Here is a 20566-nt window from a genome sequence, read left to right as displayed (position 1 = left end):
AAGGACGCCAGCGCACGGAGCGCTGACGTCCCATCGGCCTGTCGCGATCAGCCCTTGAGTGCGGTCACCACCACCTCGATCAGCGCGCTGCCGCCGAGATCGGCGACGCCGACGGTGGCGCGGGTCGGCAGATTGTCGCCGAAGAACTCGGTCCAGGCCGCGTCCATCTCCTTCTTCTTGGAGAGATCGGTGACGAAGATCGAGGTGCTGACGACGCGCGACTTGTCGGTGCCGGCTTCCTTCAGATAGCCGGCGATCTTGCCGAGGATGTTGCGGGTCTGATCGCCCATCGAGACCGAGGTGTCGTCGGCGATGGTGCCGCCGATGAAGACGAAGCCGTTGGCCTCGACGGCGCGGTGCATGATGGGCGTGCGGATGCTGCGGGTGATGCTCATGATGTCCTCTTCTTAGAGCGTGGAAGGATGGAAACGGTCGATGCCGAGACCGCCGACGCGGGTCTGGGTGCCACCGTTGACGATCAGCTCCGCCATCACGGCGCCGGCGCCGGGGCCGAGCTGAAAGCCGTGCAGCGAGAAGCCGAACTGGTGATAGAGCCCCTTGTGGCGGCTGCTCGGCCCGAACACGGGAATATCGTCCTTCATCTTCGCCTCGATGCCGGCCCAGGCGCGGACGATGGTGGCGCTGCGCATCACCGGGAACAGCTCGAACACGGTGCGCGCGCTGATCGCAAGGCTCTTCCAGTCCAGCACCGTCTCGTTGCGATCCTGAAAGGGCGTGGCCAGATGGCCGCCGCCGATCAGCACAGTGCCGTTCTTGAATTGCTTGAACGACAGCTTGCGCCCGCGCAGGATCACCACGGGATCGATGAAATGCGGCACGCGCGAGGTGATCATCAGCATCGGCGCGACGGTCTCGACCGGCACCGGCTCGCCGAGCGCGGCGGCGATGTTGCCGGCCCAGGCGCCAGCGGCATTGACAAGCACCGGCGCGGCAAAGGTTTCGGTGCCGACATCGACATGCCAGAGGCCGTCGCTCTGCCGGATGTTGCTGGCCGCCACGCCCTCGCGCACAGTGGCACCTAACTGCGCGGCCTTGCGCCGGAACGCCGTCGTCGTCTGCGCCGGATTGGCCGCGCCGTCACGGCGCGAGACGACCCCGCCGGGGCAGGTTTCGGCCACCGCCGGCACGAGGCGCCGTAGTTCAGTCGCATCGATCAGCTCTTCATGGGTGAAGCCGAGCGCGTTGAGCTCGGCGACGCGCGCGCGACAGACCGCGAGCTCCTCCTCGTTCTCCGCGACGAGAACCTGGCCGTAACTCTCAAAGCTGCAATCGTCGTCGAGCAGGTCTGAAATCTTCTCCCAGATCCCCATCGAGCGGATCGAGAGCGGGATCTCGGGGATGTGCCGCGCAAGCTGGCGCACACCGCCAGCATTGACGCCGGAGGCGTGGCGGCCTGCATAGTCCTTCTCGATCAGCACCGGCTTCAGGCCGGCGAGGCACAGATGCAGCGCGGTCGAGCATCCGTGGATGCCGCCGCCGACGACGATCGCATCCACGTTTTGGGTCATCCGCGCACCACCGCCTTGATGTCGTCTTCGCTCTTCGGCACGGCGGCGAGCTCGGCGAGCGTGATCGGCTTGACCGGCGCGCGCAGCCGGTAATAGCCGATCTCCTGCGGGGTCTTTCCGCGCGCCTGCGCCATCAGCTCGGTGACGGTGAGGCCGCAGAGCCGGCCCTGGCACGGCCCCATACCGGTGCGGCGATAGGCCTTGAGCTGGTTCGGCCCGGTCGCGCCGATCGCGACGGAGTCGAGAACATCCTTTGCAGTTACCTCCTCGCAGCGGCAGACGATGGTGTCGCCCGAGGGGATGCGGAACTGCGGTGACGGACGAAACAGCGTGTCGAGGAAGACACGGCCGCGCTCGGCCTTGGCGAGATCGGAGCGGAGCGTCGTCATCGCGGGCAGCTTGGCAGCGGCCGCAGGCGCCAGCGCCTCGACCGCCGCGCGCGCCGCGATGCGGCCACGCACCACGGCTGCATTCGCACCACCGATGCCGGCGCCATCACCGGCGATCGCAATGCCGGCGATCGACGAATTGCCGCTCGCGTCGAGCACGGGCGACCAGCACAATTGCAGATCGTCCCAGCGATGCTCGATTCCCGCTGCCATCGCCAGATTGACATTGGGCACGACGCCCTGATGCAGCAGCAGCAGGTCCGCAGGAATGGTCTCGCGCTTGCCGCCGGCGACATAGCTCACGCTCGCGAGTTGGCCGTCACCGGATGCGGTAAGCTCGGTGACGCCGGAGACGACCTGCACCTTCGCCTTCACCTCGCGCATCATCGACAGGCCCTTGGCGAAATAGGGCGAGGTCAGGAAGGCGAAGGCGTGAGGCAAGGCGGCGAAATAATTGCCGCGCTCGGTGGTGTCGAGGATGCGGTCGATGCGGCCGCCGAGTCGCAAAATCTGCGCGGCGAGCAGCCAGAGCAAGGGCCCCTGCCCCGCGATCACCGTGCGTCCGTCGGGCACCAGCGCCGACGATTTCAGCATGGTCTGCGCCGCACCCGCGGTCATCACGCCCGGCAATGTCCAACCGGGAATCGGGAACGGCCGCTCCAGCGCACCGGTCGCCAGGATCACGCGCTTCGCCGTGACGAAGGCGGAGGCGCCGCCGATCGAGACGGCGATCTCGAGGTTGCGATCGAGGCTCCAGACCGTCGCGCGATGAATGACCTCGGCGCTGCTCGCGCGAAGCGACTGCACGAGATCGGCACCGACCCAATAATCGGCGCCGAGCTGATTGCGATCGGTCACCGGCGTCGACGAGATGGCGCGAAACACCTGGCCGCCGGGGCCAATGTTCTCGTCGAGCATCAGCGTCGACAGCCCGGCTTCGGCGGATGTCGCTGCGGCGGCAAGGCCCGCGGGCCCGGCACCGATCACCACGACGTCATAGGCTTCGCGCTTGGGAGCCACAGTCATCTTCCGATCTCCCGCTTGCCCTTCTGGATCTCGACCTGCATGCCCTCGGCGACGGGCACGAGACAGCCCTGGCGGTTGCCGACGCCGTCGATGGTGACGAGGCAATCGAAGCACACGCCCATCATGCAATAGGGCAGACGCGGCGCACCGCTCACCGCGGTGGAGCGCCGCGCATCCCGACCGGAGGCCAATAGCGCGGCGGAAACGGTGTCGCCCTGGCGCGCCGCGACGGCGACGCCGTCGACGAAGATCTGGACCTGCGGTCGCTTGTCCTGTTCGGATCGTCTAAACATGGGATGCCTCTTGGCTCCTTGATATCTCTAGTAGCCGCTGTTGTTCGCGGCGCCCGCGCCGCCGAAACGGCTGGCCGAGAATGCGCCGACCAGTTCCGGCTCGAGTGCACCCTGCGCAACCATGCGCGCGATCTCGAAGGCGTGGTTGGAGGCCAGCGTCACGCCGGAATGGCAGCAGGCGACGAAAGCGCCGGGATGCGTCTCCGACTGGTCGTAGATCGGAAAGCCGTCCTGCGGCATGACGCGGATGCCGGCCCAGCTCCTGACCACGTTGAGCCGCGACAGATGCGGGAACATGCGCTGGGCGCGATCGGTCATCACGGCGCTGATCGAATGCTTCAGCGCGCGATCGTCGAGCTCGTCCTCCTTGCTGTCGCCGATCATCACCGTGCCCTCGTCGGTCTGGCGGATCGTGGTCAGCGGATGCGGCAGGAACGGCATGGTGCGCTCGGTCACCACGATCTGGCCCCGGGTCGGGCCCATCGGGGCGTAGAGGCCGACCATCGGCGCCAGCGTCTGGTTGGCGTTGCCTGCCGCGAGCACGATTTTAGCGGCGCGCAGCTCGCCCTTCGGCGTCGTCAGGCGGAATTCGCCGCCGCTCTTGCTGATGGCCGAGACCGGACGTTCCGGGAAATAGTCGATGCCGAACGCCTTGAAGCCGGTGTGGAAGGCGCGGAACGTCCGCAGCGAATTGACGTGGCCGTCGAGCGGGCAATAGCTGCCGCCGGAGACCTCCGGGCCGATCAGCGGCAGCGACTTCTTCACCTCGGACGCCGAGAGCATCTCCATCTTGTAGTCGGCAGCACCAGTCTGATTGTGCATGCGCTTGACGAGATCGGTGCGCTGGCCGAACTCATCGTCACCGAGCGTGAGATGGAAGCCGCCATTCTGCTGGAGCGAGACGTCGAGCCCGGTCTGCTGCTTCAGCTCCGAGGCGAGCCGGCCCCAGGCTTCGGAAGCCCGCACGGTCCAGACCGTATAAGCGGGCATGCCGAGCCCCTTGCTCTGCACCCAGACCAGCGCAAAGTTCGCGCGCGAGGCGCGCTTGGTGATGTCGCCTTCATCGAGCACCGCCACGCTCTTGCCGAGGCGGCCGAGGCCCCATGCAATGGCGGAGCCGAGCAACCCGCCGCCGACGACGGCGACGTCGTAATCTCCTGACATAGGTTCTCCTATCGTCCCGTATCGCCCTTGCCGGCGAGCACACGGTCGAGCCCGTAGAAGCGGTCGAGCAGAATGAGGGCGGTCATGGTGATCGCGATCACGCAGGCCGAGACCGACGTCACCAGCGGATCGATGTTGTCCTGGATATAAAGGAACATGCGCACCGGCAACGTCTCGGTGCCGGGTGCCGCAAGGAAGACGGTCATGGTGAGATCGTCGAAGGACTGGATGAAAGCGAGCGCCCAGCCGCTGATGACGCCGGGCAGGATCAGCGGCAGCGTCACGCGGCGAAACAGCGTCCAGCCGTTGGCGCCGAGCGAGACCGCCGCCATCTCGACCGAGAGGTCCATGCCGGTCGCGGCCGCGAGCGTCAGCCGCAGCGCGAACGGAAACACGATGATGACATGCGCGATGATCAGCGCGGCAAAACTACCGCCGAGCCCGGCCGAGGTGAAGAAACGCAGGAAGGCGATGCCGAGCACGACATGCGGGATCATCAGCGGCGACAGGAACAGTGCCGCCAGCGCATCGCGGCCGCGGAAGCGATAGCGCGCGATCGCCAGCGCCGCCGGCACCGCGAACAGCAGCGCCACGAAGGAGGAGAGCGCACCCAGCCCGAGGCTGACCCAGAACGCATGGATGAACTCGGGATAGTTGGCGATCGCCCTGAACCAGCGCAGCGAAAAGCCGTTGGTCGGCAGCGACAGGAAGCCTTCGGGCGTGAAAGCAACGAGGCAGACCACCAGGATCGGCGCCACCATGACGATGACGAAGATGGTGTGGAAGATCAGCGCGAGCGGGCCATTCCGGCTCATCGGAACACCTCCGCGTAGCGGCGCTCGATCAGCGCGTTGCTGCCGACGACGATCAGCACCAGCGCGACCAGCAGAAGCGTTGCGACCGCAGCACCAAGCGGCCAGTTCAGCGTGTTGAGGAATTCGTCATAGGCAAGCGTCGCGGCGACCTTGAGCCGGCGGCCGCCGATGATCGCGGGCGTCGCGAAGGCACTGGCCGAGAGCGAGAACACGATGATGGCCCCCGACAGCACGCCCGGCATGATCTGCGGCATGATGATGCGGCGGATGATGGTCACGGGGCCGGCGCCGAGCGACATCGCGGCGTTCTCGATCTGCGGGTTGAGCCGCTGGAGCGCGGCCCACACCGACAGCACCATGAACGGCATCATCACATGGGCGAGCGCAACGACCATGCCCGTCTCGGTGAACATGAAGGGAATGGGGGAGCGGATCACCCCGAGCGACATCAGCAGCTTGTTGACGAGGCCGTTGTTGCCGCCGAACAGCAGCGCCCAGCCGAGCGTCCGCGCCACCACGGAGATCAACAGCGGCCCGAGGATGATCAGCAGGAAGAAGCTCTTCCAGCGGCCGCTCATGCGGTTGAGGATGTAGGCCTCGGGCGCACCGAGCAGTGCGGTGAGCAGCGTGGTCAGGATCGCGATGCGGAACGTGCGCCAGAACATCTCGGCGTAATAGGGATCGGTCGCGATCTCGTGCCAGTTCTTCAGGATGAAGACCGGCTCGATGCCCTTGTACTGGCCCCAATCGTGGAACGACAGCATCACGGTCATCGCCAGCGGAATCAGCAGCACGCCGACGAACAGCATCAAGGCAGGCGCCGTCAGCGCCCATGGCGCACGCGCGCTGCGCTCCTCGGCAACCGCGCTCATGCGCCAGCCCTCGCGCGCACGCTCATGTCCTCGGGCCGCCAGGCGAGGCGGACCGTCTCGCCTTCGACGGGCTGCGCCTGCCCGTCATTCTGGCGAATCACGATCGCGGGGCCGCATTCGCTGTCGCACTGGAACAGCCAGTGATTGCCCTGGAAGATGCGGGTGACGATCTTTGCGCTGAGGCCGGTATCGCCAAAGCCGATTCTTTCAGGGCGAATGCTGACGGTGACAGGGCCGCCGAGGCCAGCCGGCGCCGGCGCATTCCAGGAGCCCGCCGTCAGCCGCGCTGGCGTCGCGGTCCGGTCGATGGTCGCGGCAAAGTCATTGGTCTTGCCCAAAAACTGCGAGACGAAGGCCGAGGCCGGCTTCTCATACGTCTCCTGCGGCGTGCCGATCTGCTCGATACGGCCCTGGCTCATCACCACGATGCGGTCGGACAGCGACATCGCCTCGTTCTGGTCGTGAGTGACCAGGATCGTGGTGGTGCCGATGGTACGCTGGATCTGGCGCAGCTCGATCTGCATCTCCTCGCGCAGCTTTGCGTCGAGATTGGACAGCGGCTCGTCGAGCAGCAGCACGCTCGGCTTGATCACTAGAGCACGCGCCAGCGCCACGCGCTGCTGCTGGCCGCCCGACATCCGGCGTGGATGGCGGTCCTCGTACCCCGCGAGGCCGACCATCGCGAGCGCAGCACGAACGCGCTCGGCCCGTTCGTTGCGCGGCACATTGCGCATCTCGAGGCCGAACGCGACATTCTCCGCCGCGGTCATGTGCGGAAACAGCGCGTAGCTCTGGAACACGATGCCGAGCCCGCGCTTGGCCGGATGGATCGCGGTCAGGTCCTTGCCCTCCAGGCGGATTGCGCCTCGCGAGGGATCGAGGAAGCCCGCGATCATCTGCAACGTCGTGGTCTTGCCGCAGCCGGACGGGCCAAGGAAGGATATGAACTCCCCCTTGCCCACCGACAGACTGAAGTCGTCGACCACAGTCTGCGCGCCGAACTGTTTTGCGACCCGATCGAGCTCGAGATAGGCCATGCGCTGTCCCCTACGAACGATCAGATCAACGCTCGACCTCGCGATTCCAGCGCTTGGTCCATTCCTCGCGCTTCTCGTTGATGATGGTCCAGTCGGGATTGTAGAGCTTTGCCGCGCGCTCACCGATCGGCGCCATCTTGCCGAGCTCCGGCGGGATCACGAGCGATTTCAGCACCGGGCCGTAGCCATAGTCCTTCAGCATCACGAGCTGGATCTTGGGATCGAGCAGCATCTTGACGAAGCTCGAGGCCAGCGGCGAGGCGTTCGGCTTGTTGATCGGACACGCGGTCGTCAGCAGCGTCGCGGCGCCTTCCTTCGGATAGACGAAGTCGACGGGGAAGCCGGTGTTGGCAAAGCTCTGCACGCGGCCGGTGCCCCACACTGCGATCACGGCCTGGCCGGACTGGAACAGCTCGGTCATCTTGCCCGGCGACGGCTCGTAGGCGAGCACGTTCGGATTGATCTGCTCCTTGAAGATCTTGAAGCCCGAATCGACGTTGGACTCGCCGCCACCGTTCATCTTCGACAGCATCACCAGCGCTTCGAGACCGTAGGTGTTGTTGATCGGCGGGATGACGAGCTGTTTGGCGTATTTCGTGTCCTTCAGATCGTTCCACGAGGTCGGCGGCGCCCAGCCCTTCTCGGCGAACGCCTTGGTGTTGTACATCAGGCCGGTCGCGACGATGCCGATCGCGACAGCGCGATCGTCCTTGAAGCGTGCGGTGTCGTAGAGATCGGCCGGCAGGCCGTCGAGCTTGCCGCAGAAGCCGAGCTGGATCGCCTGATACATCGGGCCATCGTCGACGATGGCGACGTCGATCTGCTGGTTGCCCTTCTGCGCCTGGAGCTTCGCCAGCGTGTCGGTGGAGTTACCGGCAACGTATTCGACCTTGACGCCGTTCTCCTTCTCGAAGGCCGGGATCACCTCGTCGCGGATGGTCTTCTCGAACGAGCCGCCATAGCCGGCGACGTAGAGCGTTTTCTGCTGGGCCGAAGCGGCCGACGGGACGGCGATGAGCGCTGCGATGCTGACTGCGGTCAGAAGGCTGAGAGTCTTCATATGGACCGATCTCCAATACCGGGATGGGGTGGGCGTGCCGAAAATCTCTGGCTGAAGCGCCTTCCGCATTTCCTTCCGCGCAAATCCTTTCCGGACAGGGCTCCGGCCCCTGTTCGGCGGGTTTTGGCGCGATCTGGAGGTTTGAACCCCTCCAATCTGCCGAAAAAGCGGGCTGTCTCCAGTCCTGATGAAAAAGATCGCAACCTATACTTCCATCGTCCAATGAATAATGGCACCGTCTACATACCAAAATGTTATGATTGGATGATGGGATGGCGCGGATCAATTCGCGGCAGGTGGAGGCCTTCCGGGCGATGATGCTGACCGGCAGCGTCACCGAGGCGGCCAAGCTGATGGCGGTGACACAGCCGGCGGTCAGCCGGTTGCTGCGTGACTTCCAGGCGCTGCTGAAGACCGAGCTGTTCGAGCGGCGTGGCACCGGCCTGGTGCCGACCGCCGCAGCGACCGCGCTCTATACCGAGGTCGAGCGTTCCTTCGTCGGCCTCGAACGCATCACGGCGGCAGCCGAGGAAATCCGCGGCCGCCGCACCGGCTCGCTGCGGATCGCCGCGCTGCCGGCGCTGTCGAACGGTTATCTGCCACGGCTGGCCGGACATTTTTTGAAAGAGCGACCGAACCTCAACCTCGCCTTCTTCGGCGTGATCTCGCCGATCGTGGTCGACTGGGTGCTGAACAACCAATGCGACGTCGGCTTTGCCGAGGTGCCGATCGCCCATTCCGGCCTGCCGAGCCTGCGGCTGCCGGCGCTGGCGCGTGTCGCGGTGTTGCCGACCGGACATCGCCTCGCGGAAAAGGAGGTACTGGAGCCCAGTGATTTCGAGGGCGAGACCTTCATCTCGCTGTCGGCGGGATCGGCGAGCCGCCATCTCGTCGACCAGATCTTTCACCGCAACGACGTCCGCCGCGTGCTGCGGGTGGAGACCGCGCTGTCGGAGATCATGTGCGGCATGGTGTCGTCGGGGCTTGGGGTCGCGATCTGCGATCCCTTCACAGCCGAGGAATTTTCGACGCGCGGCATTGTCGTGCGGCGTTTCCTGCCGCGGATCGATTTCGAGTTCTCGGCCGTCCTTCCAGCGCAGCGCAGCGCCTCGCCAGTGGCGCTGGACCTCGTCGAGACCGTGCGCAAGGCGCTCGTCGAGTTCGAGGAGAAAACGACGCTCAGCCGTTGAATGTGGCCTGCGCCTCCGGCAGATCCCAGATCTTGCCGATTGCAGCGGTCCCTGCGGCCGTGATCGCCGCCTCGTCGGCGCCGAGATAGCGGCCGGCATCGACCAGCACGCGGCCGTCGACCATGACCTGATCGATGTTGGCGCGGTTGGCGAGCGCGATCAGCGCGCGCCGCGGGTCGAACAGCGGCTGAAGATGCGGATGGGTGAGATCGACCACGGTGAGATCGGCGGTCGCGCCCGGCTCGATCCGGCCGAGATCGGGCCGCTTGATGACGTCGGCGGCAACGGCCGTGTTCGCCTCGATCAGCTCGGGCGAGTTCGCGACGTCGGCGCGCTGCGACGCGACCTTGGAGATCAGCGAGGCCGCATTGAGCTCGCCGAGCAGGTCCATGTTGTAGCCGTCGGTGCCGACCACGGTGCGCACACCGTGCTCCGCAAACCGGCTGAACGCCGCGGTGACGCCGGCGCGCGCGAACACGCGCGGGCAGTTCAAGACCGTCATGCCGCGCGCGGCCATCAGCTTGAGATCGTCGTCGCTGCTGAACATGCAGTGCGCCGCCATGAGGTCGGGCGCCAGCAGGCCGAGCCAGTCCAGATATTGCGCCGGGGTGCGGCCGCCATAGCGCTTGCCGATGGTCTCGACCTCGGCGCGGCTCTGCGCCATGTGCGTCGTGATGGGCACGCCGAGCTCGCGCGCCCGCGCGGCGCAGGCCTTCAGCAGATCGGGACCGCAGGTGTCGGTGGCGTGCGGGCTCATCGCAAGGCTGATGCGACCGTCGCCGCGATTGTTCCAGCGCTGATAGAGCGCATCCCATGTCGCCATGTCAGCGGTGCCGTCATCGCCGGAATAGTGGACCACGCCGTCCGGGCCGGCCTTGGCGTCCGACGTCGAGAACAGATAGGGCGCGCCGTAGAAGCGGATGCCCATCTCCCCCGCCGCGTCGAACATCTCCGGAATCGAATTGCGGAACGGCTCCATCACCGTGGTGGCGCCGCCCTTCAGGAGCTGGAGGATACCGAGCCGCGCCACGGCCATGCGCTCCTCCGCCGACAAGAGATCGGCGCCGCGCTTGGTCAGCGGCAGCAGCACCGTGTAGACGATGCTCTGGTTGTTCTTGCGACCGTTGCCGTCCTCGGTATGGCTGCGCGCCACCGCTTCGGAGAAGCAGTGATTGTGCAGGTTCAAAAGGCCCGGCAGCACGAAGCGACCGGGGCGGTCGTAGATCTCGTCCGCACTCGGCTTGTCGCGTGTGACCGCGGCGATCTTCTTGCCTTCGACCCGGACCCAATGGTCGCGCAGCACATCCTGCGCGCCGTCTTTGCGTGACAGCACATAGCTGCCGAAGATTGCGGTGGTGCTCATGCGGGGCGTACGTTCCAGAAGACGGCGGTGCCGTCGAGAATGCCGGTGATGGCTTTGCGATAGGCGGTCGGCTGCTTGTACAGGCCGATCGGAATATAGGGGATTTCCTCGAACGCCACCCCTTGGATCCCGCGGCAGATGCGCTGTTGCTCGGCAAGCTCGGAGGCCGCCAGCCACTGGCTGCGCAGCGTCCCCATCTTCTCGCTCGCATACCAGCCGGCAACCTTGCCTTCGCCGCGGATGTTGGTGTTGCCGGCCGGATTGAGCCAGTCGATGCCCTGCCAGTTGCCGACGGCGGCGCTCCAGCCGCCCTGCCCGATCGGATCTTTCTTGAGCTGGCGCTGCAACACGACGGCGAAATCGAGCCCGGCATATTCGACGTTCATGCCGGCCTTGCGCAGGCTGTCGACGGCGATCTCGCCGAGCGGCTTCTGCGCCAGCGAGTTGGTGGGAACGAGCACCACGATCTTCTCACCGTTATAGCCGGCGGCCTTCAGGTCGGCCTTGACCTTGGCGTAGTCGCGCGGCCCGCGGAACACATCGAGGCCGACATCGCTCGCCATCGGCGTGCCAGGCGCGAAGAAGCCGATCGGCGAGACCTGGAACGCCGGATCGGTGCCGGCAACCGCCGTCATGAACGCGGACTGGTCGATCGCTCCCAGCAGCGCACGGCGGATGGCGGGATTGTCAAACGGCGGCTGGAGGTGATTGAGGCGCAGCATGCAGGCATAGCCGCGGGGATCGAGGACGCGCGTCTCGATGTCGCCGGCGGCCTTGATGATCGGCAACAGATCGTGCGGCGTGGTCTCCTGCCAGTCCTGCTCGCCGGTCTGAAGCGCGGCAACGCCGGTGCCGGCATCGGGCGTGGTGGTCCAGACCACGCGATCGTAATGCACGATCTTCGGCCCTGCCGTCCAATCCGGCTTGCCCTCGGGACGCGGCTGGTAGCGCTCGAATTTGGCATAGGCGTTGCGGGCGCCCTGCACGCGTTCGTCCGTGAGGTAGCGGAACGGCCCGCTGCCGATCACCTCGGTCAGCGGCTTGAACGGATCCTGGCTTGCCAGCCGCTCCGGCATCATGAAGCAGGCGTTGATCGCGGCCTTGCCGAGCGCCTGCGGCAGCAGCGGGAACGGACGCTTCAGGCGGAAGCGGATGGTGCGATCGTCGGCGGCCGACAACTCGTCGGTCGCTTCCATCAGTTCGCCGCCAAAGCCGTCGCGCGCCGCCCAGCGGCGGATGCTGGCGACGCAGTCGCGCGCAAGCACGCGCTCGCCGTCGTGCCAGAACAGGCCGTCGCGAAGCGTGAGGTCCCATTGCAGCCCGTCGCCGGAGATGACATGGCCCGACAGCATCTGCGGCGAGACCTGGAGCGAGGAGCTCATGCCATAGAGCGTGTCGTAGACCATGAAGCCATGGTTCCGCGACACCTGCGCGGTCGAATAGATGGGATCGACGAAGGCAAGGTCGATGACGGGAATGAAGCGCAGCGTGGTTTGCGATTCGGCGCGTACGATGCCCGGCAGCGACAGCGCCGGCATGGCGGCGGCGGCCTTGAGGAGCGAACGGCGAGAGATGGACATTACAAGAGGCTCCTGAAGGATCTTACGTGTTCAACAAGACTGCGCCGATCGCGGCTGCGACGGCTTGCTGCGCCGGCTCGATGACGGGCACGCCGATCGCGTCCGCAATCGCCGCGCGGTGCGAGGCCATTCCGGCGCAGCCCATCACCACGACATCGGCGCGGCATTGCGTGACCAGCGCACGGCCGGCTTCGATCAGCCGCCCGCGGATGTCCGCGCCCGCGGTTTCCGCTGCGCTCGCGCCGACCGACCAGCTTCCGGCATAGCGGCCGTCGACGCCCATCACCCGCGCCATCCGTTGCTGGCGGCGGATGCTCGACGGCGACAGCGCGATGATGCCAAAGCGTTCGCCGAGCATCAGCGCGCGAAAGATGCCGCATTCGGCGATGCCCAGCACCGGGCGGCCGCCGGCTGCCTCGCGCACCGCATGCAGGCCGGGATCGCTGAAGCAGGCGAGCACGAAGGCATCGGCATCGTCCCGCGTGACGCGATTCACGAGCGGCATCACGACGCTGTCGGCGTCGCGCTGCGAGCTGATGCCGGGCGGGCCCTCGGCAAGGCCAACCACTTCGATCTCGGGCCCGCCGGCGATGCGCAGCGGTGCGACTGCGTCGTCGATCGCCGCCGTCACCGACGCCGAGGAGTTGGGGTTGATGACGAGGATGCGGGTCATGACTCTGCCTAGCGGTCGCCGGCCTCGTGGCGCAGGAAGTTGTCCGCGATCTTTTCGCCGGTCGTGATCCAGACATCCGGGCAGGATTTGGCGTAGGTGAGAAACTCCCGCAACAGGCGCAGCCGCATCGGGCGGCCGCTGCATTGCGGGTGCAGCACCGTCGTCACCATCGCGCCCCAGTCACGGACCTCATCGAGCTCGTCCTTCCAGATCGAGAGCACGTGCTCCTTGGGGAAAATCGAGCGCGGGCTGAAGCGCGCCGACAGGCCGTGCATCCAGTCGTCATAGCTCGCGGTCACCGGCAACTCGATCGTGCCGGGCTTGCCGTCGGCGAGACGATGGCGATAGGGCCGCACGTCGTCGCGGAACGAGGAAGTGTAGACGATGCCGTGGCGCACCAGTGCCGTGCGCAGCTCCTCGGTGAACTCGCCATAGGGCGCGCGATAGCCGGTCGGCCTGACGCCGAGCCGGCGCTTCAGCGCCTCGAAGCCACGCTCCAGCTCCTCCTCGATCCAGGGATCGCCGGGATCGGGCAGCAGATGGTGATAGCCATGATGGCCGATCTCGTGGCCGGCCTTGAGGATGGATTCCGCCATCGCCGGATGCGCATCGACCGACCATCCCGTGACGAAGAACGTCGCCTTGAGATCGAGCTGGTCGAGCAGCTCCAGCAGTTTTGGCGTGCCGACGCGCGCCTCGTAGCCGCCGTAGCTCATGGTGATGAGCCGCTGGGCGTGGACCGCATCCTTGCTGGTCCACGCACTTTCCGCGTCGACGTCGAAGGAGAGGAACATCGCCGAACTGTACGGCTGCGGCCAGGGATATTCCGGCGCGGGATCCGCGGTGTTGGCTGGGATGAGCGGGATGCTGAGGAGTGCCTTACTGTCCAGCATTGATGGTCGCCTTTTCGAGTGCGTTGTCGGTCAGTTTCCACTTGGCAAGCAGGGTGCGATAGGTGCCGTCGGCGATCAGCGCGTCGACCGCCTCCAGCATGGCCTGCTGAAGCGCCTTTTCCTTGACCGGCAGCGCGATGCCGGTGAATTGTTGTGCGATGGGCGAGCCGACCGGCGTATAGGCCCCGGGCTCGAGGTCCATGATGTAGGGCAGCGTCTCGTTGCCCTGCACGGCGGCATCGATGCGGCCCTGCTTGAGCTGGGTGCGGGCATCGGCCGAGCCGTCGGTGCCGACGAAGACGACAGGATTGCTGCCGCAACTCCTCTCGCTCCAGGCATTGATCATGGCCGGGAACATGGTGCGGCGGCTGGCGCCGACCTTCTTGCCGCAAAACGCGGCTGTGTCCTTGAACTCCGCCGCGCGCGACTGCTGCACGAAGAAATTCGGGCCGCTGCGCAAATAGTCGACGAAGGTCGCGGTCTCGTGGCGGCTGGCATAGTCGGTGAAGCCGGACAGGATCGCATCGACACGGCCGGTCGAGATCGACGGCATGAACTGGTCGAAGCTGGTCTCCTGCCATTCGATCTTGACGCCGAGCTTGCGGCCGATGGCTTCGCCGAGATCGATGTCGAAGCCCGTGAGCGTGCTGGTGGCGGGATCGCGGAACTCCATCGGCGGATAGTTCGGCACCAGCGCCACCTTGATGCTGCCGCGTTTGGCGATCTCCGGCGGCAGCTCGATGGCCCAAGCCTGAACACTTAGAGCCGAAACGGTCATGGCACCAACCAGCGCCGCCGCAACCGAAAATCTCTTCATCATACGCCCCCTGTCAGATCACTGCCGAAAGAAATGCCTTGGTGCGCTCCTCGCGCGGCGCGCCCAACACCTCTGAGGCGCGCCCCTGCTCGACGATCGCGCCCTGGTCCATGTAGACGACGCGGTCGGCGACCTCTCGGGCGAAGCCGAGCTCGTGCGTCACCACCATCATGGTCATGCCGCTCTTCGCCAGTTCCTTCATGACCGCAAGCACCTCGCCGACGAGCTCGGGATCGAGCGCGCTGGTCGGCTCGTCGAACAGCATCAGCATCGGCTTCATCGCGAGCGCGCGGGCGATGGCCACGCGCTGCTGCTGGCCGCCGGAGAGCTGGGCGGGATACCAGTCCGCCTTCGCCGAGAGCCCAACGCGCCGAAGCAATTCGAGCGCCTCAGCGCGGACCTCGTCGGACTTGCGGCCCTGAACCTGGAGCGGCCCCTCGGTGATGTTCTCGAGCGCGGTCTTGTGCGGAAACAGGTTGAAGCGCTGGAACACCATGCCGGTCTTCAGCCGCTGCCGCCCGATCTCACGCTCGCTGAGACGATGGAGCCGCCCGCTTTGCTCGCGCACCCCCAGCAGCTCGCCGTCGAGCCAGATGCCGCCGGCATCGATCGCGGCGAGCTGGTTGATGCAACGAAGCAGCGTGGTCTTGCCGGAGCCGGAGGCGCCGATCAGGCACATCACCTCGCCGGGCCAGACGTCGAGCGAGACGTTCTTGAGAGCCTGGAACTCTCCGAAATTCTTGCTGACGGTGCGGATCGCGACGAGAGGTTTTGTCATCGCGCAAGCCGCAATGTGCCGCGGGCAAAGCGGCGTTCGAGCAGCATCTGGAGCGGTGTCAGGATCGAGACCACGAGCAGATACCAGAGCCCGGCGACGATCAGGAGCTCGATCACGCGGGAATTGGCGTAATAGATGTTCTCGGCGTTGTGCAGCAGTTCCGGATACTGGATGACGCTCGCGAGCGAGGTCGCCTTCACCATGCCGATGAACTCGTTGCCGAGCGGCGGGATCACAACGCGCATCGCCTGCGGCAGGATGATCCGGCGCAGCGCGCGCAGCCGTCCCATGCCGATCGCCTGCGCCGCCTCGTACTGCCCGATATCGACCGACAGCATGCCGGCGCGCATCACTTCGGAGGTGTAGGCGCCCTGGTTGATGCCGAGCCCGAGCAGCGCGGCAAGGAACGGCGTCATGACGTCGACGGCGCGGGCGCTCCACAGGCCCGGAATACCGATGGTGGGAAACACCAGCGCGAGGTTGAACCACAGCAAGAGTTGCAGGATCAGCGGCGTGCCGCGGAACAGCCAGGTGTAGCCGGCGGCCACCGTCTTCAGCACCGGATTGGGCGACAGCCGCATGACCGCGACGACGATGCCGAGGAAGATGCCGAGCCCCATCGCCAGCACCGCCATCACCATGGTGTTGACGATGCCTTCGAGGATGACCTTTGCGGTCAGAAAGCGGCTGACATAGGACCATTCGATCTGGCCGCCGGCGAAGGCGCGCACGATCGCCGCCAGCACGAGGACGATGAGGGCCGCGCTGAGCCAGCGAAACCAGTGCGGCTCGCGCGCGATCCGCATTCCCGACAGGTCGGGAAAACCCTCCGCGAGTGCCGGCGCCGGCCTCATTGCGGCGCCGCGTTCAGCATGGGCTGGGCCACCGCGTTGGCGCCGAGGCCCCATTTGTCGAGGACGGACTTGTAGGAGCCGTCGGCGATCATGGCCGAGAGCTTTTCGGTCACCACCTCGCGCAAGGCGACATCGTCCTTGCGGAACATGATGCCTTGGTAGCCCCTGGCGAAGGGCTCGCCGACGACGCGATATTTGCCGGGCTCCTGCGTCTGCGCATAAGGCAGTGTCTCGCTGCCCTGCACGGCGGCATCGATGCGGCCCTGCTTGAGCTGGTTGCGGACGTCGATCGAGTTCTCGCCGGGCACGTACTGGATCGCAGGCTTGCCGGCCGGCTCGCAGTTCTGCTTGCTCCACTTCTCGATCTCGACCGGGAAGCTGGTGCTGCGGGTGGTTCCGACCTTCTTGCCGCAGAGATCGGTCGCCTCCTTGGCCCCGCTGTCTGCCATCACGAAGAACTGCGGGCCGGTCGCGACGTAGTCGACGAAATCGGCGGTCTCGCGCCGCGAGGCGCGATCGGAGATGCCGGAGATGATGAAGTCCGCCCGCCTGGTCTGGAGCGAGGGGATGAGCTCGGCGAACGGCGTCTCGCTCCAGACGATCTTCACGCCGAGCCGCTTGGCGAGCTCGATCGCCAGATCAATGTCGAGCCCGACGAGCTCGTTGCTGGCGGGGTCGCGATACTCCATCGGCGCGTAGGTGGAGTTGACCGTGAGCTTGAGCGTTCCCGCCTGCTTGATCTCGGCCGGAAGCTCGGCCGCCTGCGCGGACGTCACGGCAGCCAATGCTGCGAGGGCGAGGAAATGCGAGAGGCCTGTCATGTCAGCTCCTTTGCTAACGCTGTGCCATTTGGTCAGTCCGCGTCGAGAACGGCCGGCTCGATGACGCCGGCGCGTTCGGTGATCACCCTGTATTGCTCCGGCCGCCGGTGGGCGGCGAAATTGAACATTTTGTCCTTGCCCTGGCGGCAGAGATCGAGATCGATATCTGCGACGATCACCTCATCAGCGAGCGTCTGGGCCTGCGCGACGATGCGGCCATTGGGATCGACGATGCAGGAGCCGCCGATCAGTCCGGAGCCGTCCTCCTCGCCCGCCTTCGCCACCGAGATCGCCCAGGTCGCGTTCATGTAGGCATTGGCCTGCGTCACCAGCGTGGAGTGGAACGTGCGCAAGGAGGCATCTTCGGTGACGCCGCCGTTGGGATCGTAGGCCGCCGAATTGTAACCGATGCAGACGAGCTCGACGCCCTGCAGGCCGAGCACGCGCCAAGATTCCGGCCAGCGGCGATCGTTGCAGATCATCATGCCCATGATCGCATGGGCCCAGGCCGAGCCGGCGCGGAATGCGGGGAAGCCGAGATCGCCATATTCGAAATAGCGTTTCTCGAGCTGCTGGTAGCGCGCACCCTCGCGCGGCTCGACCGAGCCCGGCAGATGCACCTTGCGATAGCGGCCGAGAATCTCGCCGTCGCGATCGACCAGGATGGCGCAATTGTAGCGCCGTCCGTCAGCTGTCTGCTCGGCATAGCCGACATAGAAGCCGACGCGCAGCGCACGCGCGCGGTCGAACAGTTTTGCCACGGCCGGGTTCGGCATGCCGCGCTCGAAATAATGGTCGAGCGCCTCGCCTTCGAGCAGCCAGCGCGGGAAGAAGGTGGTGAAGGCGAGCTCGGGGAACACCACGAGGCTGGCGCCGCGGCTAGCCGCCTCCTCCAGCATGTCGAGCATCCGCTTCAGCGTGTGCTCGCGTGTATCGGCTTTTTGCGTCGGCCCCATCTGTGCGGCGGCGGCGCGAAGGACACGAACCAAGATTGCCTCCAATCTGTGCGCAGTGCTGCCTCAATGGGCGAATGAACCCTTTGATGCGACGTGCAAATCCGCTGCCATTACGCGGAAGCCGGGCTGTAAAATCAATTCGTTCTGCTATGATGTTTTGGCCCGGAGTATAATTGGCAGTGATATGAACCTGCGTCAGCTCGAGATCCTGCGTGCCGTCATCCGCCATCGCACCACGGTGGCGGCGGCGGACGAATTGGCGCTGTCGCAGCCCGCGGTCAGCAACGCGCTGAAGACCATGGAAGCGCAGACGGGTTTCGCGCTGTTCGAGCGCGTCAACAACCGGCTGTTTCCGACCGCGGAGGCGATGGCGCTCTACAAGGAGAGCGAGGCGATCTTCGCGCTGCACGCCAAGCTGGAGAACCGCGTGCGCGACCTGCGCGAGAACCGCTCCGGGCATCTCGCGATCGTGGCAACGCCGCCGCTTGCCTACAGCATCATTCCTTCGGCGCTATCTGCCTTCCTGCGCCGTCGCCCGGAGACACGCGTCTTCTTCGACGTGCGGCGCTACGAGGGCATCATCGAGGGTGTGCTCAGCCGCGTCGCCGAGCTCGGCTTCGCGCTCGGGCTGACGCACCATCCCGGCATCGCGCATGAGGTTGTCCACACCGGCGAGATGGTGTGCGTGCTGCCGCCGCAGCATCCGCTCGCGGAGAGGCCGGTGATCTCGGCCGCGGATCTCTCCGGCCTGCCCTTCATCGGGCTCGAACGCGGCACGCGCCTCGGCGAGGCCGTGCGCAACAGCTTTGCCCGCGCCGGCGCGCCGTTCCGGCCCACCGTCGAGGTGCGCTACTGCAACACGGCCTGCGTGCTCGCGGCTGCCGGCGTCGGGGCTGCGGTGGTCGATCCCTTCTCGCCGCGGCAGAACGGCGGCAGCGGGCTCGTTGTCCGGCCGTTCACGCCGACGACGCATGCGGTCGCCTATATGCTATGGTCGGAAGCCGAGCCGCTGTCGCGCCTCGCCAAGGCGTTTCTCAACGAGGTCCGCAAGGAGAGCACCCTGCTGGGGGGTACAGCGCCACACCAGCAACATGGGGCAGAAAGCGACTAGGCTTCGCAACCATTTTACCTTGGGGAGCACATGGCACGCATCACCATCATCGAGACCGGCCAGGTCCCGCAAAAATATCGTGAACGGCATGGCTCGTTTCCGGACATGTTCGAGCGCATGGTCCGCGCCGAGGATCCCACCGCTACGGTGGACGTCGTCAGCATTCCGGATGGTGACGCACTGCCCGATCCAGGCAAGCTCGAAGCCGTGCTGATCACCGGTGCTGCCGCCGGCGTCTATGACGGGCTCGACTGGATCGCACCGCTGGAGGATTTCGTGCGCACGGCTTACGCCAACAAGACGCCGATGGTCGGTGTCTGCTTCGGCCATCAGTTGATCGCGCAGGCGCTCGGCGGCACCGTGCGCCAGTCGGAGAAGGGCTGGGGCATCGGCCGGCACGTCTATCAGGTGCTGCCGGAGAACGGCGTGGTGGGGGGCGAAGCGGTCGCCATTGCTGCCTCGCATCAGGACCAGGTCATCGAGCCACCAAGCAATGCGCTGACGATCCTCTCGTCCGAGTTCACCCCGCACGCCGGCCTGCTTTACGCCAACGGCGCGACGCTGACCGTGCAGCCACATCCGGAGTTCGACGTGGAGTTCGCGCAAGTGTGCTGCGAGCTGCGCGACGGCAAAGCGCCGGATGATGTCGTTGCGATGGCGAGGGCGTCGCTGGCCGAGCCGATGGACAACGCGAAGCTCGGTGGAGCGATTACGAGGTTTCTGACGAGCAAGTCCATCCCCTCATCCTGAGGAGCGCGCTCTCGCGCGCGTCTCGAAGGATAGAGGCCGAGCTGCAGCAGTCCGGCCTGCATGGTTCGAGACGCCGCTTCGCGGCTCCTCACCTTGAGGGTTGAGAAGTTAGAACGGCTCCGTCCCCAGCCCCGGCACATCCGCCGGCCGGGGTCCTGGCGCAGCCCAGTGAAACCGGCGGTCCTTCTCCGCAATCGCGATGTCGTTGATCGACGCCTCGCGGCGGCGCATCAGGCCGTGCTCGTCGAACTCCCACTGCTCGTTGCCGTAGGAGCGATACCACTGGCCGCCCGCATCGTGCCATTCGTACTGGAAGCGCACCGCGATGCGGTTCTCGTCGAAGGCCCAGAGATCCTTGATCAGGCGGTAGTCGTGCTCCTTCTCCCATTTGCGGGTGAGGAACGCGACGATGGCCTCGCGGCCCTGAAACACCTCGGAGCGATTGCGCCAGCGGCTGTCCTCGGTATAGGCGAGCGACACGCGCACCGGATCGCGCGAGTTCCAGGCGTCCTCGGCCATGCGCGCTTTCTGCGCGGCGGTCTCTCGGGTGAAAGGCGGAAGCGGCGGGCGCGACATGATGGCCTCATCGGTTGAT

The 20566-nt window shown here is 66.0% G+C and carries 22 protein-coding genes; 3 read left to right on the top strand and 19 right to left on the bottom strand.

The features are described from left to right. Nucleotides 1-47: 47 nt before the first annotated feature. The 9 genes from NLM15_RS05975 to NLM15_RS05935 are packed head-to-tail and all read right to left on the bottom strand — an operon-like array spanning nucleotide 48 to nucleotide 8185. On the bottom strand, nucleotides 48-395 hold the full coding sequence (locus NLM15_RS05975; protein ID WP_247507219.1) for a RidA family protein: 348 nt from the start codon (nucleotides 393-395) through the stop codon (nucleotides 48-50). A gap of 12 nt (nucleotides 396-407) precedes the next feature. Further along, nucleotides 408-1529, bottom strand: a complete 1122-nt coding sequence (locus NLM15_RS05970; protein WP_254116111.1) for an FAD-binding oxidoreductase — start codon at nucleotides 1527-1529, stop codon at nucleotides 408-410. Next, entirely contained in the window at nucleotides 1526-2944 is a 1419-nt protein-coding gene (locus NLM15_RS05965; RefSeq protein ID WP_254116110.1) for an NAD(P)/FAD-dependent oxidoreductase, read from the bottom strand. Before NLM15_RS05965 ends, NLM15_RS05970 begins: the two co-directional genes overlap by 4 nt. Next, the gene (locus tag NLM15_RS05960; RefSeq protein WP_254116109.1) at nucleotides 2941-3237 is read right to left on the bottom strand and encodes a (2Fe-2S)-binding protein; all 297 of its coding nucleotides are present in this window, start codon (nucleotides 3235-3237) and stop codon (nucleotides 2941-2943) included. The genes NLM15_RS05965 and NLM15_RS05960 overlap by 4 nt, the downstream gene beginning before the upstream one ends. Before the next feature lie 27 nt (nucleotides 3238-3264). Beyond that, nucleotides 3265-4401, bottom strand: coding sequence for an FAD-binding oxidoreductase (locus NLM15_RS05955; protein WP_254116108.1), 1137 nt, complete (start codon nucleotides 4399-4401; stop codon nucleotides 3265-3267). Between the two features lie 8 nt (nucleotides 4402-4409). Continuing rightward, a complete protein-coding gene (locus tag NLM15_RS05950) occupies nucleotides 4410-5216 on the bottom strand; it encodes an ABC transporter permease (RefSeq protein ID WP_071909709.1) in 807 nt (268 codons plus the stop codon). Continuing rightward, the gene (locus NLM15_RS05945) at nucleotides 5213-6088 is read right to left on the bottom strand and encodes an ABC transporter permease (RefSeq protein ID WP_254116107.1); all 876 of its coding nucleotides are present in this window, start codon (nucleotides 6086-6088) and stop codon (nucleotides 5213-5215) included. The genes NLM15_RS05950 and NLM15_RS05945 overlap by 4 nt, the downstream gene beginning before the upstream one ends. Further along, a complete protein-coding gene (locus NLM15_RS05940; RefSeq protein WP_254116106.1) occupies nucleotides 6085-7125 on the bottom strand; it encodes an ABC transporter ATP-binding protein in 1041 nt (346 codons plus the stop codon). The genes NLM15_RS05945 and NLM15_RS05940 overlap by 4 nt, the downstream gene beginning before the upstream one ends. A 25-nt stretch (nucleotides 7126-7150) precedes the next feature. Continuing rightward, the gene (locus NLM15_RS05935) at nucleotides 7151-8185 is read right to left on the bottom strand and encodes an ABC transporter substrate-binding protein (RefSeq protein ID WP_254116105.1); all 1035 of its coding nucleotides are present in this window, start codon (nucleotides 8183-8185) and stop codon (nucleotides 7151-7153) included. A 272-nt stretch (nucleotides 8186-8457) separates the two neighbouring features. Between NLM15_RS05935 and NLM15_RS05930 the strand changes: the two genes are divergently transcribed. Next, nucleotides 8458-9375, top strand: coding sequence for a LysR substrate-binding domain-containing protein (locus tag NLM15_RS05930; RefSeq protein WP_254116104.1), 918 nt, complete (start codon nucleotides 8458-8460; stop codon nucleotides 9373-9375). Here NLM15_RS05930 and NLM15_RS05925 read toward each other — a convergent pair. Genes NLM15_RS05925 through NLM15_RS05885 form a run of 9 tightly spaced genes read right to left on the bottom strand, consistent with a single transcriptional unit; the run spans nucleotide 9365 to nucleotide 18143 of the window. Beyond that, entirely contained in the window at nucleotides 9365-10738 is a 1374-nt protein-coding gene (locus NLM15_RS05925; RefSeq protein WP_254116103.1) for an amidohydrolase family protein, read from the bottom strand. The two genes, NLM15_RS05930 and NLM15_RS05925, sit on opposite strands and share 11 nt — an antisense overlap. Further along, complete coding sequence (locus tag NLM15_RS05920) at nucleotides 10735-12318, bottom strand: ABC transporter substrate-binding protein (protein ID WP_254116102.1); 1584 nt, start codon at nucleotides 12316-12318, stop codon at nucleotides 10735-10737. Before NLM15_RS05920 ends, NLM15_RS05925 begins: the two co-directional genes overlap by 4 nt. A gap of 22 nt (nucleotides 12319-12340) precedes the next feature. Beyond that, complete coding sequence (locus tag NLM15_RS05915; protein WP_254116101.1) at nucleotides 12341-12991, bottom strand: aspartate/glutamate racemase family protein; 651 nt, start codon at nucleotides 12989-12991, stop codon at nucleotides 12341-12343. Nucleotides 12992-12999: 8 nt separating this feature from the next. Further along, entirely contained in the window at nucleotides 13000-13884 is an 885-nt protein-coding gene (locus NLM15_RS05910) for a polysaccharide deacetylase (protein WP_254116100.1), read from the bottom strand. After that, complete coding sequence (locus NLM15_RS05905) at nucleotides 13871-14701, bottom strand: ABC transporter substrate-binding protein (RefSeq protein ID WP_254116099.1); 831 nt, start codon at nucleotides 14699-14701, stop codon at nucleotides 13871-13873. Before NLM15_RS05905 ends, NLM15_RS05910 begins: the two co-directional genes overlap by 14 nt. 13 nt (nucleotides 14702-14714) lie before the next feature. Continuing rightward, nucleotides 14715-15479, bottom strand: a complete 765-nt coding sequence (locus tag NLM15_RS05900) for an amino acid ABC transporter ATP-binding protein (protein WP_254116098.1) — start codon at nucleotides 15477-15479, stop codon at nucleotides 14715-14717. Further along, nucleotides 15476-16333 carry an amino acid ABC transporter permease gene (locus tag NLM15_RS05895; RefSeq protein WP_254116097.1) on the bottom strand — a complete coding sequence of 286 codons (858 nt, stop codon included), beginning with the start codon at nucleotides 16331-16333 and terminating at the stop codon, nucleotides 15476-15478. Before NLM15_RS05895 ends, NLM15_RS05900 begins: the two co-directional genes overlap by 4 nt. Next, nucleotides 16330-17154 (bottom strand): ABC transporter substrate-binding protein, encoded by an 825-nt coding sequence (locus NLM15_RS05890; protein ID WP_254116096.1) that lies wholly within the window; start codon nucleotides 17152-17154, stop codon nucleotides 16330-16332. Before NLM15_RS05890 ends, NLM15_RS05895 begins: the two co-directional genes overlap by 4 nt. A gap of 32 nt (nucleotides 17155-17186) precedes the next feature. After that, nucleotides 17187-18143 carry an N-carbamoyl-D-amino-acid hydrolase gene (locus tag NLM15_RS05885; protein WP_256565386.1) on the bottom strand — a complete coding sequence of 319 codons (957 nt, stop codon included), beginning with the start codon at nucleotides 18141-18143 and terminating at the stop codon, nucleotides 17187-17189. A 151-nt stretch (nucleotides 18144-18294) separates the two neighbouring features. Between NLM15_RS05885 and NLM15_RS05880 the strand changes: the two genes are divergently transcribed. After that, nucleotides 18295-19221 carry a LysR family transcriptional regulator gene (locus NLM15_RS05880; protein WP_254116095.1) on the top strand — a complete coding sequence of 309 codons (927 nt, stop codon included), beginning with the start codon at nucleotides 18295-18297 and terminating at the stop codon, nucleotides 19219-19221. Between the two features lie 30 nt (nucleotides 19222-19251). Next, nucleotides 19252-19971 (top strand): type 1 glutamine amidotransferase, encoded by a 720-nt coding sequence (locus tag NLM15_RS05875; protein WP_254116094.1) that lies wholly within the window; start codon nucleotides 19252-19254, stop codon nucleotides 19969-19971. Nucleotides 19972-20079: 108 nt separating this feature from the next. Here the strand turns inward: NLM15_RS05875 and NLM15_RS05870 are convergent, their stop codons facing one another. Continuing rightward, a complete protein-coding gene (locus NLM15_RS05870) occupies nucleotides 20080-20547 on the bottom strand; it encodes a nuclear transport factor 2 family protein (RefSeq protein WP_254116093.1) in 468 nt (155 codons plus the stop codon). Between the last annotated feature and the right edge of the window lie 19 nt (nucleotides 20548-20566).

This window comes from Bradyrhizobium sp. CCGB20 (assembly GCF_024199855.1).
Classification (GTDB): Bacteria; Pseudomonadota; Alphaproteobacteria; order Rhizobiales; family Xanthobacteraceae; genus Bradyrhizobium.
This window is presented reverse-complemented; position numbering and strand designations above follow the sequence as displayed.

What these genes read in the sequence shown, in the direction of transcription:
- NLM15_RS05925 (WP_254116103.1), bottom strand. Translation starts at nt 10,738, where the DNA reads ATGAGCACCACCGCAATCTTCGGCAGCTATGTGCTGTCACGCAAAGAC.
- NLM15_RS05870 (WP_254116093.1), bottom strand. Translation starts at nt 20,547, where the DNA reads ATGTCGCGCCCGCCGCTTCCGCCTTTCACCCGAGAGACCGCCGCGCAG.
- NLM15_RS05890 (WP_254116096.1), bottom strand. Translation starts at nt 17,154, where the DNA reads ATGACAGGCCTCTCGCATTTCCTCGCCCTCGCAGCATTGGCTGCCGTG.
- NLM15_RS05935 (WP_254116105.1), bottom strand. Translation starts at nt 8,185, where the DNA reads ATGAAGACTCTCAGCCTTCTGACCGCAGTCAGCATCGCAGCGCTCATC.
- NLM15_RS05970 (WP_254116111.1), bottom strand. Translation starts at nt 1,529, where the DNA reads ATGACCCAAAACGTGGATGCGATCGTCGTCGGCGGCGGCATCCACGGA.
- NLM15_RS05905 (WP_254116099.1), bottom strand. Translation starts at nt 14,701, where the DNA reads ATGAAGAGATTTTCGGTTGCGGCGGCGCTGGTTGGTGCCATGACCGTT.
- NLM15_RS05930 (WP_254116104.1), top strand. Translation starts at nt 8,458, where the DNA reads ATGGCGCGGATCAATTCGCGGCAGGTGGAGGCCTTCCGGGCGATGATG.
- NLM15_RS05910 (WP_254116100.1), bottom strand. Translation starts at nt 13,884, where the DNA reads ATGCTGGACAGTAAGGCACTCCTCAGCATCCCGCTCATCCCAGCCAAC.
- NLM15_RS05955 (WP_254116108.1), bottom strand. Translation starts at nt 4,401, where the DNA reads ATGTCAGGAGATTACGACGTCGCCGTCGTCGGCGGCGGGTTGCTCGGC.
- NLM15_RS05875 (WP_254116094.1), top strand. Translation starts at nt 19,252, where the DNA reads ATGGCACGCATCACCATCATCGAGACCGGCCAGGTCCCGCAAAAATAT.
- NLM15_RS05920 (WP_254116102.1), bottom strand. Translation starts at nt 12,318, where the DNA reads ATGTCCATCTCTCGCCGTTCGCTCCTCAAGGCCGCCGCCGCCATGCCG.
- NLM15_RS05960 (WP_254116109.1), bottom strand. Translation starts at nt 3,237, where the DNA reads ATGTTTAGACGATCCGAACAGGACAAGCGACCGCAGGTCCAGATCTTC.
- NLM15_RS05945 (WP_254116107.1), bottom strand. Translation starts at nt 6,088, where the DNA reads ATGAGCGCGGTTGCCGAGGAGCGCAGCGCGCGTGCGCCATGGGCGCTG.
- NLM15_RS05950 (WP_071909709.1), bottom strand. Translation starts at nt 5,216, where the DNA reads ATGAGCCGGAATGGCCCGCTCGCGCTGATCTTCCACACCATCTTCGTC.
- NLM15_RS05895 (WP_254116097.1), bottom strand. Translation starts at nt 16,333, where the DNA reads ATGAGGCCGGCGCCGGCACTCGCGGAGGGTTTTCCCGACCTGTCGGGA.
- NLM15_RS05965 (WP_254116110.1), bottom strand. Translation starts at nt 2,944, where the DNA reads ATGACTGTGGCTCCCAAGCGCGAAGCCTATGACGTCGTGGTGATCGGT.
- NLM15_RS05940 (WP_254116106.1), bottom strand. Translation starts at nt 7,125, where the DNA reads ATGGCCTATCTCGAGCTCGATCGGGTCGCAAAACAGTTCGGCGCGCAG.
- NLM15_RS05975 (WP_247507219.1), bottom strand. Translation starts at nt 395, where the DNA reads ATGAGCATCACCCGCAGCATCCGCACGCCCATCATGCACCGCGCCGTC.
- NLM15_RS05880 (WP_254116095.1), top strand. Translation starts at nt 18,295, where the DNA reads ATGAACCTGCGTCAGCTCGAGATCCTGCGTGCCGTCATCCGCCATCGC.
- NLM15_RS05900 (WP_254116098.1), bottom strand. Translation starts at nt 15,479, where the DNA reads ATGACAAAACCTCTCGTCGCGATCCGCACCGTCAGCAAGAATTTCGGA.
- NLM15_RS05915 (WP_254116101.1), bottom strand. Translation starts at nt 12,991, where the DNA reads ATGACCCGCATCCTCGTCATCAACCCCAACTCCTCGGCGTCGGTGACG.